11 protein-coding genes are annotated in these 13,427 nt (G+C 69.9%); 7 read left to right on the top strand and 4 right to left on the bottom strand.

Features of this window, described 5'->3' with window-relative positions:
- The first annotated feature begins 137 nt into the window (after positions 1–137).
- A complete protein-coding gene (gene leuB / locus DK419_RS21025) occupies positions 138–1,244 on the top strand; it encodes a 3-isopropylmalate dehydrogenase (protein WP_109960815.1) in 1,107 nt (368 codons plus the stop codon).
- Between the two features lie 18 nt (positions 1,245–1,262).
- Complete coding sequence (locus DK419_RS21020) at positions 1,263–1,841, top strand: LOG family protein (protein WP_109960814.1); 579 nt, start codon at positions 1,263–1,265, stop codon at positions 1,839–1,841.
- Positions 1,842–2,049: 208 nt separating this feature from the next.
- Here the strand turns inward: DK419_RS21020 and DK419_RS21015 are convergent, their stop codons facing one another.
- Both DK419_RS21015 and DK419_RS21010 read right to left on the bottom strand, forming a co-directional pair.
- Positions 2,050–2,463 (bottom strand): hypothetical protein, encoded by a 414-nt coding sequence (locus tag DK419_RS21015; protein WP_109960813.1) that lies wholly within the window; start codon positions 2,461–2,463, stop codon positions 2,050–2,052.
- 98 nt (positions 2,464–2,561) lie between these two features.
- Entirely contained in the window at positions 2,562–3,440 is an 879-nt protein-coding gene (locus DK419_RS21010) for a hypothetical protein (protein WP_109960812.1), read from the bottom strand.
- A 549-nt stretch (positions 3,441–3,989) separates the two neighbouring features.
- On the opposite strand from DK419_RS21010, the gene DK419_RS21005 reads away from it, so the two are divergent.
- Positions 3,990–5,024 carry an aspartate-semialdehyde dehydrogenase gene (locus tag DK419_RS21005; RefSeq protein ID WP_109960811.1) on the top strand — a complete coding sequence of 345 codons (1,035 nt, stop codon included), beginning with the start codon at positions 3,990–3,992 and terminating at the stop codon, positions 5,022–5,024.
- Positions 5,025–5,128: 104 nt separating this feature from the next.
- Positions 5,129–6,670, top strand: coding sequence for an L-piperidine-6-carboxylate dehydrogenase (amaB, locus tag DK419_RS21000; RefSeq protein WP_109960810.1), 1,542 nt, complete (start codon positions 5,129–5,131; stop codon positions 6,668–6,670).
- 19 nt (positions 6,671–6,689) lie between these two features.
- Here the strand turns inward: amaB and DK419_RS20995 are convergent, their stop codons facing one another.
- Positions 6,690–8,048, bottom strand: a complete 1,359-nt coding sequence (locus DK419_RS20995; protein WP_245442595.1) for a hypothetical protein — start codon at positions 8,046–8,048, stop codon at positions 6,690–6,692.
- Positions 8,049–8,170: 122 nt separating this feature from the next.
- Positions 8,171–9,340, bottom strand: a complete 1,170-nt coding sequence (locus tag DK419_RS20990) for a M20 aminoacylase family protein (RefSeq protein ID WP_109960809.1) — start codon at positions 9,338–9,340, stop codon at positions 8,171–8,173.
- Positions 9,341–9,631: 291 nt separating this feature from the next.
- On the opposite strand from DK419_RS20990, the gene DK419_RS20985 reads away from it, so the two are divergent.
- The 3 genes from DK419_RS20985 (at position 9,632) to DK419_RS20975 (ending at position 13,427) form a co-directional block, all read left to right on the top strand.
- Entirely contained in the window at positions 9,632–11,239 is a 1,608-nt protein-coding gene (locus tag DK419_RS20985) for an ABC transporter substrate-binding protein (RefSeq protein WP_109960808.1), read from the top strand.
- 235 nt (positions 11,240–11,474) lie between these two features.
- Complete coding sequence (locus DK419_RS20980) at positions 11,475–12,455, top strand: ABC transporter permease (RefSeq protein ID WP_109960807.1); 981 nt, start codon at positions 11,475–11,477, stop codon at positions 12,453–12,455.
- 15 nt (positions 12,456–12,470) lie between these two features.
- Positions 12,471–13,427, top strand: a complete 957-nt coding sequence (locus tag DK419_RS20975) for an ABC transporter permease (RefSeq protein WP_109960806.1) — start codon at positions 12,471–12,473, stop codon at positions 13,425–13,427.

The following is a 13,427-nucleotide window of genomic DNA, read 5'->3' as shown; positions in this document are numbered from 1 at the left end:
CCTACCCCTCTCCCACTCGGGAGAGGGGATCCCGCGCTTTACGGACATTGGATCGGATTAGGCGAAACCATGTAGAATCCTGAAAATCTTGTTCAGGGTCCGGCCCTCCGTCCTCTCTCTTCTTAGAAAGTCACGCCATGGCCACGCACAAGATCCTGCTCCTGCCCGGCGACGGCATCGGCCCCGAGGTGGCGGCGGAAGTCGCCAAGGTCCTGGCCTGGTTCACCCGCGCCGGCATCGCCCGGTTCGAGACCGAGACCGACCTCGTCGGTGGTGCCGCCATCGACGCCCACGGCGTCCCGCTCTCGGAAGCCGCGATGGACCGGGCCAAGGCCGCCGACGCGGTGCTGTTCGGCGCCGTCGGCGGGCCGAAATGGGCCGGCGTCCCTTACGCCAAGCGTCCCGAGGCGGGCTTGCTTCGCCTGCGCAAGGACCTCGGCCTGTTCGCCAACCTCCGCCCGGCGATCTGCTACCCGGCGCTCGCCGATGCCTCCGCGCTCAAGCGCGAGCTGGTCGAGGGCCTCGACATCGTCATCGTGCGCGAGCTCACCGGCGGCGTCTATTTCGGCGAGCCGAAGGAGATCGTGACGCTCGAGGACGGCCAGAAGCGCGCGATCGATACGCAGGTCTACACCACCGGCGAGATCGAGCGGATCGCGGCGGTCGCCTTCGACCTCGCCCGCAAGCGCCGCAACAAGGTCGCCTCGGCCGAGAAGCACAACGTCATGAAGACCGGCGTCCTGTGGAAGGAGACCGTGACCAAGCTCCACGCCGAGCAGTACTCGGATGTCGGCCTGGAGCACGTACTGGCCGACAACTGCGCGATGCAGCTGGTGCGCAACCCCAAGCAGTACGACGTGCTCGTCACCGACAACCTGTTCGGCGACATCCTGTCGGACGTGGCCGCGATGCTGACCGGCTCCCTCGGGATGCTGCCCTCGGCCTCGCTCGGCGCGGTCGAGAACGGCACCCGGCGGGCGCTCTACGAGCCGGTCCACGGCTCGGCCCCCGACATCGCCGGCCAGAACCTCGCCAACCCGATCGCCATGATCGGCTCGCTCGCGATGGCTCTGCGTTACTCCTTCGGTCTCCTCGAGGCCGCCGACCAGCTCGAGAGCGCCATCACCCGCACGCTGGCGAGCGGCACCCGCACCCGCGACATCGCCGGGCCGGGCGCCAACGCGGTCGGCACGACCGAGATGGGCGACGCGATCGTGCGCGAGTTGCAGGCCCAGGCGGGCTGATCGGGAAAGGGAAAAACCATGCGCCTGTGCGTGTTCTGCGGCTCCAGCGACGGGACCCGCCCGCTCTACCGCGAGGCGGCGACCGCGCTCGGGCGCCACTTCGCCGAAGCCGGGATCGAGCTCGTCTATGGCGGCGGCAAGGTCGGGCTGATGGGCGCGGTCGCGGACGGCGTGCTCGCCGCCGGCGGCCGAGTGACCGGCATCATCCCGCAAAGCCTCGTCGAGAAGGAGACCGCGCATCTCGGCCTGACCGATCTTCGCGTCGTCGCCTCGATGCACGAGCGCAAGGCGCTGATGGCCGACCTCGCCGACGGCTTCGTGGCCTTGCCGGGGGGCCTCGGCACCTTCGAGGAGATGTTCGAGGTCTGGACCTGGGCCCAGCTCGGCTACCACAGGAAGCCGCTCGCGGTGTTCAACGCCGGCGGCTTCTTCGACGGGCTGCTCGGCTTCCTCGATTCCACCGTCCGGGAGGGCTTCGTGCGCGAGCCGCACCGGGCGATGCTGATCGTCGGCACCGAGCCGGCGGAGATCGTCGAGCGGATCCGGGCCTACGAGCCGCCGCGGGTGATCAAGTGGGTGAAGGCGGGGGAGCGGTAGGGGCGGAACGGCGCAAGAGGCCTCGCCATCCGAGTCCCGCTCGTCATCGCTCCGCTTCACCTCGGGACGGTCGAAGTGGTGGATCCCGGGTTCCGCTGCGCGGCCCCGGGAGGACGTCGAGGGATGGCAGTTCCGTCGAGAGAACACCCCTCGAACGGAAACGGGCCCCTCCCGGGGCCCGTCGCACGTCCGACCGATGCATCCCGGCTCAGTACCCGTAGCGCGCCCGCGACAGCGGCGAGGTCGGGTCGAGGTAGTCGACCGCCGAGAGATCGACCGTGACGGCGCTGCGGCGGGCGCCGATGAACGGGCCGTTGGTGATCGGGTCGGGCAGGATGCCGGCACCGCCGAAGCGCTCGCGGTTGGCGATGTAGGGCGGCGAGTTCAGGTAGGACGCGGTGATGAAGTGCGGGTTGGTGGCCGGGTTGCCGGTCGCGCCCGAATTGGCCTCCACCACGTTGCCGGCATCGAGCCAGCTGCGCGGCCGCACGCGGATCGCAAGGCCCTGGCCGTCCCGGGTGCTGCGGATGACGTAGCTGTCCTGCGCCTGCGAGGCAGCGGTGCCGGCGCCCAGGGTCGCGAGGGAGAGAAGCCCGGTCAGGGCGAGAGTCTGGAAGCGCATGACGCACCTTTGATGAACGTCGCCAGGGGTAGCGCCGCACTCGTTAAGAAACGACGCCTATGTGGAAAGAGACGTGCGAGCGCGGCCGAGGTTCCCGTTCACGGTGAAGCTGGTCGCGAATGCCGCACTCTCGCCGCATTCTTTCGAACCGCCTTGCGGGGCGTCGGCAGGGCCGCGGTGGTGGCGGGCTCCTCCGGCGGGCAGGCGGCCGAACGCGGCTGCGCCAGCATGTCGGCGACCCTCGGCGACAGCGCGGCTCCCGGCAGGGCGGCGAGGCGCTCGACCGCGCAGGCGACCGCCTGCGGCTCGGGGAGCAGCCCCAGCGGCGCGCACAGCCAGCCCTCGAGCCGCAGGGCCCCATTGAGGCGAAACGCGGTGCAGGACCGCCGGCCCTCCGGGTCGGCGAGGGTGGTATCGACGGTGTCGAGCGCCCCGAACCGGGTCGCCAGCCGGCCGTGCTCGCCGGTTCGCGCCACCGAGAGGCCGCCGGCCTCCGCGGCCCGGCGCGCCAGGGTGACGAACAGGCTCCCCTCCCCGTCCGGCTCCGCCGCCTCGGCGGCGACGAGGCGCAGGAACGGCGCCTCCTGCACGGCGAAGGCACCGGCGGTCAGCGTGTCCTCGCGCAGGCCGGGCTGGGTCCGGGCGCTCGCGATCGCCTCGCCGAGGCGGTAGCGGTCGGCGGCGGTCTCGCTCCAGGCCGGGGGCGCCACCGCGGGGGCGGCGTAGCGCGGCACGAAGGCGGTCCCAGCGGGAAGGGGCGGATCCGCCTGGCGCCGCTCGCTGGCGAGCACGCTGAGCAGCGCGACCACCGCGGCCGCGCCGAGGGTGCGGCCCGCGGCCGGCCCGACCCATGATCGGCGCGGGACCGCGCGGGGCAAGGGCTGCGGCAGCAGCGGCTCGACCGGGCCGAGATCCTGCGAGAGGGCGTGCGCCGCCCGCGCCAGGGCGGCGTCGTCGAAGTCCGGCCTCTGCCGCACGGGTTCGCTCCTTGACGGTTGCGCGTGGTCGCGAAACCAGGATCCCCTCGCATTTTAGCGATTTCCTTGACCGGACCCGACTTGTCCCCGGCCAACCGGCAGCAGAGTCAACGAGACACTAACACCCTCGCGCCTTGGCATCGACACGTCGATGCCAAGGCGTCCGGCGCATGAGCGCCGACGCCCGTTCGGGCTGAGCCAGCACCTTGGAACGGACTCGTTCCAAGGTGCTGCGGCATAACAAGTGACGGCAGGCGGAATCTGTTGCCGGCGCGGGATTCGGGCCCTTGACAGGCGGGGGCATTCGGGCTGTTGCTTCCCGCGCTCGCGCACCCCATCTCGGGTGTCGCCTTGTCCGAGGACTGACCGCGCCATGCGGCCTGTGTCGACCACGACGAAACGCAAAGCCACGACGGCGATTACCGCCGCCGGCTGAAGCCTCGCGTCGTCCTCGGATCCCTCCCCGTCCGTGGCGGACGGAGGCCGGGCTCCTTGAGAGCCCGCCTGAGATCGTCCGGGGAGGAAGTCATCCGAACTGGAGCGATTGAGATGGGTTACAAGGTTGCCGTCGTCGGAGCCACCGGCAATGTGGGCCGCGAGATGCTCGACATCCTGGCCGAGCGCGCCTTCCCGGCCGACACCGTGGTGGCGCTCGCCTCCCGCCGCAGCCTGGGCCAGGAGGTATCCTTCGGCGACAAGACCCTGAAGGTCCAGGCCCTCGACCAGTACGACTTCTCCGACACCGACATCTGCCTGATGTCGGCCGGCGGCGAGACCTCGAAGGAGTGGTCGCCCCGCATCGGCCAGCAGGGCTGCGTCGTCATCGACAACTCGTCGGCCTTCCGCTACGATTCCGACGTGCCGCTGATCGTGCCCGAGGTGAATGCCGACGCCGTCGCGGGCTTCACCAAGAAGAACATCATCGCCAACCCGAACTGCTCGACCGCGCAGCTCGTCGTGGCCCTGAAGCCCCTGCACGAGGCCGCCACCATCAAGCGCGTCGTCGTCGCGACCTACCAGTCGGTCTCCGGCGCCGGCAAGGACGCGATGGACGAGCTGTTCAACCAGACCCGCGCGGTGTTCACCGCCGGCGAGGTCAAGGTGCAGAAGTTTACGAAGCGCATCGCCTTCAACGTCATCCCGCACATCGACGTCTTCATGGAGGACGGCTTCACCAAGGAAGAGTGGAAGATGGTGGCCGAGACGAAGAAGATGCTCGACCCCAAGATCAAGCTGACGGCGACCTGCGTGCGCGTGCCGGTGTTCATCGGCCACTCGGAGGCGGTGAACGTCGAGTTCGAGCGCCCGCTCTCGGCCGAGGAGGCGACCCAGATCCTGCGCTCGGCGCCCGGCATCCTGGTCGACGACAAGCGCGAGCCCGGCGGCTACATCACCCCCCACGAGGCGGCGGGCGAGGACGCGACCTACATCTCGCGCATCCGCGAGGACATCACGGTCGAGAACGGCCTGTCGTTCTGGTGCGTGTCGGACAACCTGCGCAAGGGCGCGGCGCTGAACACGGTCCAGATCGCCGAGGTGCTGGTCAACCGCAAGCTGATCTCGCCGAAGCAGAAGGCCGCGTGAAGCCGCTTTGACATCGGGCCCGATGTCGTAGGATCGTAGATCACATCAGACGGCCCGCCTCCCCCGAGGCGGGCCGTGTTTCGTCCGACGCGGAGATCTTTGCCATGGCCCCCACCGTCCTGTCCGTCCGCGACGACACCTTGGCGCTGCTGGAGCGCCTCGGCGTCCCGGCCCAGGCCTTCGCGGAGGGCGGCAAGGAGGGTGGATTGCCGGCGCGCTCGCCGGTCGATGGCGGCGAGGTGGCGACCCTGCGCCAGACGAGCGCCGACGAGGCCGAAGCGGTGCTCGCGGGAGCCGCCCGGGCCTTCCTCGCCTGGCGCCGGGTGCCGGGCCCGCGCCGGGGCGAGCTGGTGCGGCTGCTCGGCGAGGAGCTGCGCGCCCACAAGGATGATCTCGGCCGGCTCGTGACGCTCGAGGCCGGGAAGATCCTCTCGGAGGGCCTCGGCGAGGTCCAGGAGATGATCGACATCTGCGACTTCGCCGTCGGCCTGTCGCGGCAATTGCACGGGCTCACCATCGCCACCGAGCGGCCGGACCACCGGATGATGGAGGTCTGGCACCCGCTGGGCGTCTGCGGCGTCATCACGGCGTTCAACTTTCCCGTGGCGGTGTGGTCGTGGAACGCGGCGCTGGCGCTCGTCTGCGGCGATCCGGTGATCTGGAAGCCGTCGGAGAAGACCCCGCTCACCGCGCTCGCCGTCCACGCGCTCGCCACGAAGGCGGTGAGGCGCTTCGGGTCGGACGCGCCGGACGGCCTGCTCGGGCTCCTGATCGGCGGCCGTGAGCTCGGCGAGCGCCTGGTCGAGGACGAGCGGGTCGCGCTCGTCTCCGCCACCGGCTCGACCGCGATGGGCCGGCAGGTGGCGCCGAAGCTCGCCGCCCGCTTCGCCCGGGCGATCCTGGAGCTCGGCGGCAACAACGCCGCCATCGTGGCGCCGTCCGCCGACCTCGACCTCGCCTTGCGCGCCATCGCCTTCGCGGCGATGGGCACCGCCGGCCAGCGCTGCACCACCCTGCGGCGCCTCTTCGTGCACGACTCGGTCTACGACGCCCTCGTGCCGCGGCTGAAGGCGGCCTACGGCTCGGTGCGGATCGGCGATCCGCGCGACCCCGCCACCCTGATCGGCCCGCTGATCGACGTGGCGGCGGCCGACGGCATGGCGCGCGCCCTCGACGAGGCACGCGCCATCGGCGGCACGGTGCATGGCGGCGAGCGCCTGCGCGACATCCGCGGGGAAGGAGCGGCCTACGTCCGCCCGGCCCTCGTCGAGATGCCCGAGCAGGCCGGCCCGATGCGCCGCGAGACCTTCGCGCCGATCCTCTACGTGACGCGCTACGGCGACCTCGACGAGGCGATCCACGCCCAGAACGCGGTCGCGGCCGGCCTGTCCTCGTCGATCTTCACCAAGGACCTCGCGGAGGCCGAGACCTTCCTGTCGGCGTCGGGCTCCGATTGCGGCATCGCCAACGTCAATATCGGCCCGTCGGGCGCCGAGATCGGCGGTGCCTTCGGCGGCGAGAAGGAGACGGGTGGCGGCCGCGAGGCCGGCTCGGATTCCTGGAAGGCCTATATGCGGCGGGCGACCAACACCATCAATTACGGCAAGACCCTGCCGCTGGCGCAGGGCGTGACCTTCGAGGTGTGAGGCCCTGACGAGGCGCGCCTCACCAGGATGAGAGGGGGCTGCGCTTCCAGGTATCGGCGGCGACGCAGGTATAGATGAAATGGGTGTCGTGCGCCCAGTCGCCGGCCCGGCACGGTGCCCTGGACGAGGCCGGCGTCGCGAGGGGCGAGTTCAGGCGTGCGGCAGTGAGGCCGCCCGCCGGATCGACACTCCAGCCGGCGCCGCTGATCTGGGCTGCGGCGTACCGGCCCTGGAGCAGGATGCCGGTCGGCGTGGTCGACGCCTCCCGCAGGCCGGCGAGCGATTTCGTTCCGCCGATATTCGCGAAGGTGGGCGTGGTCGCGGTATCGTCGATCGTAGCGACCGATTTGATGCCCGAGACCTGGATCGCCCGCGGGCTCGTCGACACGTCCCGGATGGCCGCCACGCTGTGGGCCGAAGTGCCGATGCCGGAGACCCCGAACCCGAGCCCGACCTCCGACATCGAGTCGACCTCGATCGATGCCTGCCGCGCGACCTTCTCGCCGTTGATGCGAAAGGCCCAGATCGCGGAATACCCCGTGGTGGCCGAGCCTTCTCCGGTGATCTGGAGGCCGTGCGTGACCTGAGCGTCGCCGCTCAGGCCGACGCGGATCGCCGTGCAGTCGGTGATGCCCAGCGCGCAATCCGCCCCGCTGTCGTTGGCGTAGTCGAACTCGACGCCGGGGAAGAACTGCCCGGCCCTCGGCTTCGTCTTGATGTGGTAGTTGAACGCCGCACCCCAGGCGGCACCGGCCCCGTCGACGACCTCGGTCTCGACGTAGGCCCCGACCTTGGAGTTGATCGCAGCGTCGTTGATCCACTCCCAGCGCACGCCGCCGTCCCGGACGACGAACGGCACGCGGGCCGGGCGGGCTCCGGGCGGGGCGGAGTTCGCGCCCGTGGTGCCGGCCTGCACGGCGCGGTAGGTGGCGTTCCCGACATTGACGTTGTCGCCCGCCGCGTAGGCGGTCGAGGCCGCGTAGGGCTTGGCATAGCCGGTGCCGATCGTCGTCGTGACAGCGAGCGTCTGCTCCTCGGCAGCACCGTCGAGCTGCGTGCGGGCCGAGACCAGGAGCGACGCGCGTTGGTGATCGAGGAAGGCCGGCACATTCGTGCCGTCGGCGGGGCCGCGGATGCACGACAGGGCCGGGCAGAACGACACGCGGTTGCCGGGCGCCATCTTGATCGCGGTGGGATTGTGGGTGCCGGCGAGCGCCATGTCGACCGCCCCGGGCGTCGACAAGCTGATCGTGCCGCCGACCTCGATCTGGCGGAGGTCGGGCGCACCGGACCGGTCGGACGGCATATCGTCCAGGGCGAGAGCGGGCGGCATTCCGAGCATGGAGGCGAGGACGAAGATCGGCATCGGGCGGGGCATCGGGCTCCTCGGATCGCTGGCGGCGTCACGCGGCGCGGCGCGCTCCCCATGATGCCGCGCATCACCGTCCGGGCGAGGGATCCCCGCCGCCGGACGGGAGCCGTCCGGCGGCGACGCCCTCCTCACGCCGCCGGCATCGCCCGCTCGATCATCCGGGCGAACAGCGAGACGCCGTAGGGCGCGGCCTCGTCGTTGAAGTCGTAGGCCGGGTGGTGCAGGCCGGCCCCGGGGCCGGTGCCGAGGAAGATGTAGGCGCCCGGGCGCGCGTTCAGCATGTAGGAGAAGTCCTCCGCGCCCATCATCGGCTGGACGGCGCGCTCCACCGCCCCCTCGCCCGAGACCTCCGCGGCGATGTCGGCCATGAAGCTCGTGCGCTCGGGATCGTTGACGGTGACCGGGTAGCCGCGGCCGTAATCGGCGCTCGCCGTGGCGCCGAAGGCGGCGGCGACGTTCGAGGCCACCTGGGCGATGCGCGCCTCGCACAGGTCGCGGACGTCCTCGGAGAGGGTGCGCACGGTGCCGTTGAGGATCGCGGTCTCGGGGATCACGTTGAAGGCGTCGCCCGCCTTGACCTGCGTGATCGAGATCACCGCCGATTGCACCGGGTCGACGGTCCGCGAGACGATCGACTGCAGGGCGGTGACGATGTGGGAGGCGACCAGCACCGGGTCGATGCAGTCGTGGGGAGCCGCCGCGTGGCCGCCCCTGCCCCGGACCGTGATGGTGATCCGGTCGGCCGCCGCCATGATCGCGCCGGGGCGGATCGCGAAGCTGCCGAGCGGCATGCCGGGCTTGTTGTGCAGGCCGTAGACCTCCTGGATGCCGAAGCGCTCCATCAGGCCGTCCTTCAGCATCACGTCGGCGCCGCCGCCGCCCTCCTCCGCCGGCTGGAAGATCACCACCGCCGTGCCGTCGAAGTTGCGGGTCTCGGCGAGGTACTTCGCGGCCCCGAGCAGCATGGCGGTGTGGCCGTCATGGCCGCAGGCGTGCATCTTGCCCGGCACCGTCGAGCTGTGGGGGACGCCGCTCGTCTCCTCGATCGGCAGGGCGTCCATGTCGGCGCGAAGCCCGATCACCTTGCCCGAACCGGAATTGCGGCCGCGGATGACGCCGACGACGCCGGTCTTGCCGAGGCCCGTCACCACCTCGTCGCAGCCGAAGGCCCGCAGCCGCTCGGCGACCAGGCCGGAGGTGCGGTCGAGGGCGAACAGCAGCTCGGGATGCCGGTGGAAATCGCGGCGCCAGGCCGTGATCTCGTCGGAGAGGGCGGCGACGCGGTTGATGACGGGCATGTGACAAAACGCTCGTGTCTGGGGCGGGAACTGACGGACAGGATGCAACAGGCAGACCGGCGCGCGGTCAACTCCCTCGTGCCGCTCGCGAATGTCGCGGGCCCGGCGCCGGGTGCATGGCCCGGGGGCCGGTTGGCCCAGGACTTGTTAGGGCTGCGGGATCGTTCCACCCCGTCGCGTCCGCTGGCAGGACGGGACGGGATGATGCATCATTTTTCATCATTTCGGCGTCGCCTGCGGCGCCGGAAGATGCTCTAACGCGCTCAGAACCCCCGCGGAGTGTCCCCGTCGATGTCGCCTGTGAAGTTTCGTCCGCTGCTGGCCTGCCTCGCCGCCACCGCCCTCGTGGCGATCAGCGGTGCCGCGCCGGCCTCGGCCGCCAACACCTTCCGGTTCGCCTTCCAGGGCGACCTCAAGTCCCTCGACCCGTACACCCTCAAGGAAACGTTCACGATCGCGGCGCACGGCGCGGTCTACGAGTCGCTCGTCACCCGCGGCAAGGACCTGAAGCTGGTCCCGGGCCTCGCCGAATCCTGGGAGACGCCGGAGCCGACCCGCTACCGCTTCCGCTTACGCAAGAACGTCAAGTTCCACGACGGCTCGCCCTTCACCGCCGACGACGTGATCTTCTCCGCCGAGCGCGTGCGCGCGCCGGGCTCGAACTTCCAGACCAACGTGCCGGCCGACGCCACCTTCGTGAAGGTGGACGACCACACCGTCGACATGGTGCTGAAGAACCCCAACCCCATCGCCCTGTACCAGTTCGGCGGCTGGTACATCATGTCGAAGGCCTGGGCCGAGAAGCACGACGCGCTGAAGCCCACCCCGGTCTCGGCCTCCGCCCCGAGCTACGCGGCCTTGCACGAGAACGGCACCGGCCCGTTCACCATCACCGAGCACCAGCCCGGCGTGCGCACGGTGTTCAAGAAGTTCGACGGCTACTGGGGCAAGGTCGAGTCGAACATCGACGAGGCGATCTTCACCACCATCAGCAACGACGCCACCCGCGTCGCCGCCCTCCTCTCGGGCGAGGTCGACTGGGTCGATCCGGTGCCGCTCCAGGACCAGAGCCGCGTCAGCGCGAGCGCCAACGCGGTCGTGGTGAACGCGCCCGAGCTGCGCACGATCTACCTCGGCATGGACCAGACCAGCGACGAGCTGCGCGGCTCCAACGTCAAGGGCAAGAACCCGTTCAAGGACGTGCGGGTGCGCGAGGCGTTCTTCCGCGCGATCGACGAGGACGCCATCGTCAAGCGCGTGATGCGCGGACAGGCGACGCCGGCCGCGCTCCTGATCGCCCCGCCGCTCTTCCCCCTCGCCGGTGAGTTCAAGCGCCCGGCCTACGACCCGAACAAGGCCAAGGCGCTCTTGGCCGAGGCCGGCTACCCCAACGGCTTCGAGGTGCCGCTCGACTGCCCGAACGACCGCTACGTCAACGACGAGGCGATCTGCCAGGCGGTGACCTCGATGCTCGCCCGCGTCGGCGTCAAGGTGAACCTGATCGCCCAGCCCAAGGCGAAGTACTTCGCCAAGATCCTGAAGCCCGCCTTCGACACATCGTTCTACATGCTGGGGTGGACGCCGTCGTCGATGGACTCGCACAACATCCTGTACGAGATCGCCGGCTGCCGGAACGACAAGTCCTCGCCGCGCGGCACCACCAACCTCGGCAACTACTGCAACCCGAAGGTGGATGCGCTCGCCGACAAGATCGAGCGCGAGACCGACCAGGAGGCCCGCAACCTGATGATCAAGCAGGCCTACGAGATCGTCATGAGCGATTGGGGCTACATCCCGCTCCACCAGCAGGCGCTGGCCTGGGGCGTGTCGAAGAAGGTGAAGCTGGTGCCGCGCGCCGACAACCAGATGATGCTGTTCTGGGTGTCGAAGGAGCCGTGAGGCGCCCCCGGCCAGTCCGAATGCCATGAAAGGCGCGGGCCTCCCCTCTCCCGTGTGGGAGAGGGGTCGGGGGTGAGGGTGACACGCTTCAGTGTCAGGCACTGAGCGTGGTGCTGGCAGCGGAACGGTCAGAGTTTCACTGAGGACCGTAGCACCCTCACCCCTACCCCTCTCCCACTCGGGAGAGGGGATCCCGCGCTTCACGCATCATAAACAGAGAACACAAGAAAACCCCATGCTCGCCTTCATTCTCCGCCGCCTGCTGCAATCCGTCGGGGTGCTGCTGGCGGTCGGGCTGATCGCCTTCGCGATGTTCCGCTTCGCCGGCGATCCGGTGAACCAGCTCGTGGCACCCGATACGCCCTATGCCGAGCGGCTGCAGATCCGCCAGAGCCTCGGCCTCGACGATCCGGTGCTGGTGCAGTTCGCCCGCTACGCCGGCAACGCCGTCCGCGGCCAGTTCGGCAACTCGTACCAGTTCCGCCAGCCGGTCTCGACGCTGCTCGCCGAGCGCATGCCCGCGACCCTCGAACTGGCCTTCTGCGCCACCCTGTTCGCGCTCACCGCCGGCATCCTGATGGGGGTCTATTCGGCGCTCCGCCGCGACAGCGTCGGCGCCAAGCTCGTCCAGGCCATCTCCCTCGTCGGCGTCTCGCTGCCGACCTTCCTGATCGGCATCCTGCTGATCTTCCTGTTCTCGGTGACGCTCGGCTGGCTGCCCTCCTACGGCCGCGGCGACACGGTGCGGATCGGCTGGTGGACCACCGGCTTCCTCACCGTATCCGGCTGGAAGGCGCTGATCCTGCCCTCGATCACCCTCGGGCTGTTCCAGATGACGCTGATCATGCGCCTCGTCCGGGCCGAGATGCTGGAGGTCCTGCGCACCGACTACATCCGCTTCGCACGCGCCCGGGGCCTCACCACCCGGTCGATCCATTTCGGCCACGCGCTGAAGAACACGCTCGTTCCGGTCATCACCGTGGCGGGCCTCCAGCTCGGCTCGATCATCGCCTTCTCGATCATCACCGAGACGGTGTTCCAGTGGCCCGGCATGGGCCTGCTCTTCGTGCAGGCGGTGCAGAACGTCGACGTGCCGATCATGGCCGCCTACCTGCTCTTGGTCGCCCTCATCTTCGTGACGATCAACCTCGTGGTCGATCTCCTCTACACCATCGTCGATCCGCGACTGCGCCTCTCGGTGCGGCGGGCGGCGTGAGGATTTTTTCGTAACATGGCCTCCCCCGCTCCCGCGCCGACCCTGACCGCGGCGGCCCCGCCGTCGCGCCTCGCGCGCTTCCTCGATTCCGATCTCTTCGCCAGCTTCAAGCGCTCGAAGCTCGCCATGGCGGCGTTCTTCGCCACGGTGCTGTTCGTCGCGCTCGCGCTGCTGGCCCCCCTCATCTCGCCGCAGAACCCCTACGACCCGGCGCAGCTCGAGCTGATGAACGCGAGCCTGCCGCCGCTCTGGTACGCCGACGGCCAGGCGCCGTTCCTGATCGGCACCGACGACCAGGGCCGCGACGTGCTCTCGGCGGTGTTCTACGGCATGCGCCTGTCGCTCCTCGTCGGCGTGCTCGGCGTGCTGCTCTCGGGCTTCATCGGCATCGGCCTCGGGCTGATCGCGGGTTACGCCGGCGGATGGGTCGACACGATCATCATGCGCGTCGCCGACGTGCAGCTGACCTTCCCGGCGATCCTGATCGCGCTCATCGTCGACGGCGTCGCCAAGGCGGTGGCCGGCGGCCACATGGAGGCGGACGCGCAGATCGCCCTCATCGTCGTGGCGATCGGCCTGTCGTTCTGGGTGCAGTACGCCCGCACCGTGCGCGGCTCGGTGATGGTCGAGAAGAACAAGGACTACGTCCAGGCCGGCCGGCTCATCGGCCTGTCGGCGCCGGTGATCCTCACCCGCCACATCCTGCCGAACGTCACCGGCCCGGTCTTCGTCATCGCCACCATCAACCTCGCGCTCGCCATCATCACCGAGGCGACGCTCTCCTTCCTCGGCACCGGCCTGCCGGAGACGATGCCCTCGCTCGGCACGCTGATCCGCACCGGCAACCGCTTCCTGTTCTCGGGCGAGTGGTGGATCGTCGCCTTCCCGGGCCTGGCGCTCGCCGGCCTCGTCCTGGCGATCAACCTGCTGGGCGACTGGCTGCGCGACGCCCTGAACCCCAAGCTGCAATGA

It is taken from the genome of Methylobacterium terrae (assembly GCF_003173755.1).
Taxonomy (GTDB): domain Bacteria; phylum Pseudomonadota; class Alphaproteobacteria; order Rhizobiales; family Beijerinckiaceae; genus Methylobacterium; species Methylobacterium terrae.
The sequence above is the reverse complement of the archived record's forward strand: the minus strand, read 5'-3'. Positions and strand labels throughout refer to the sequence as shown.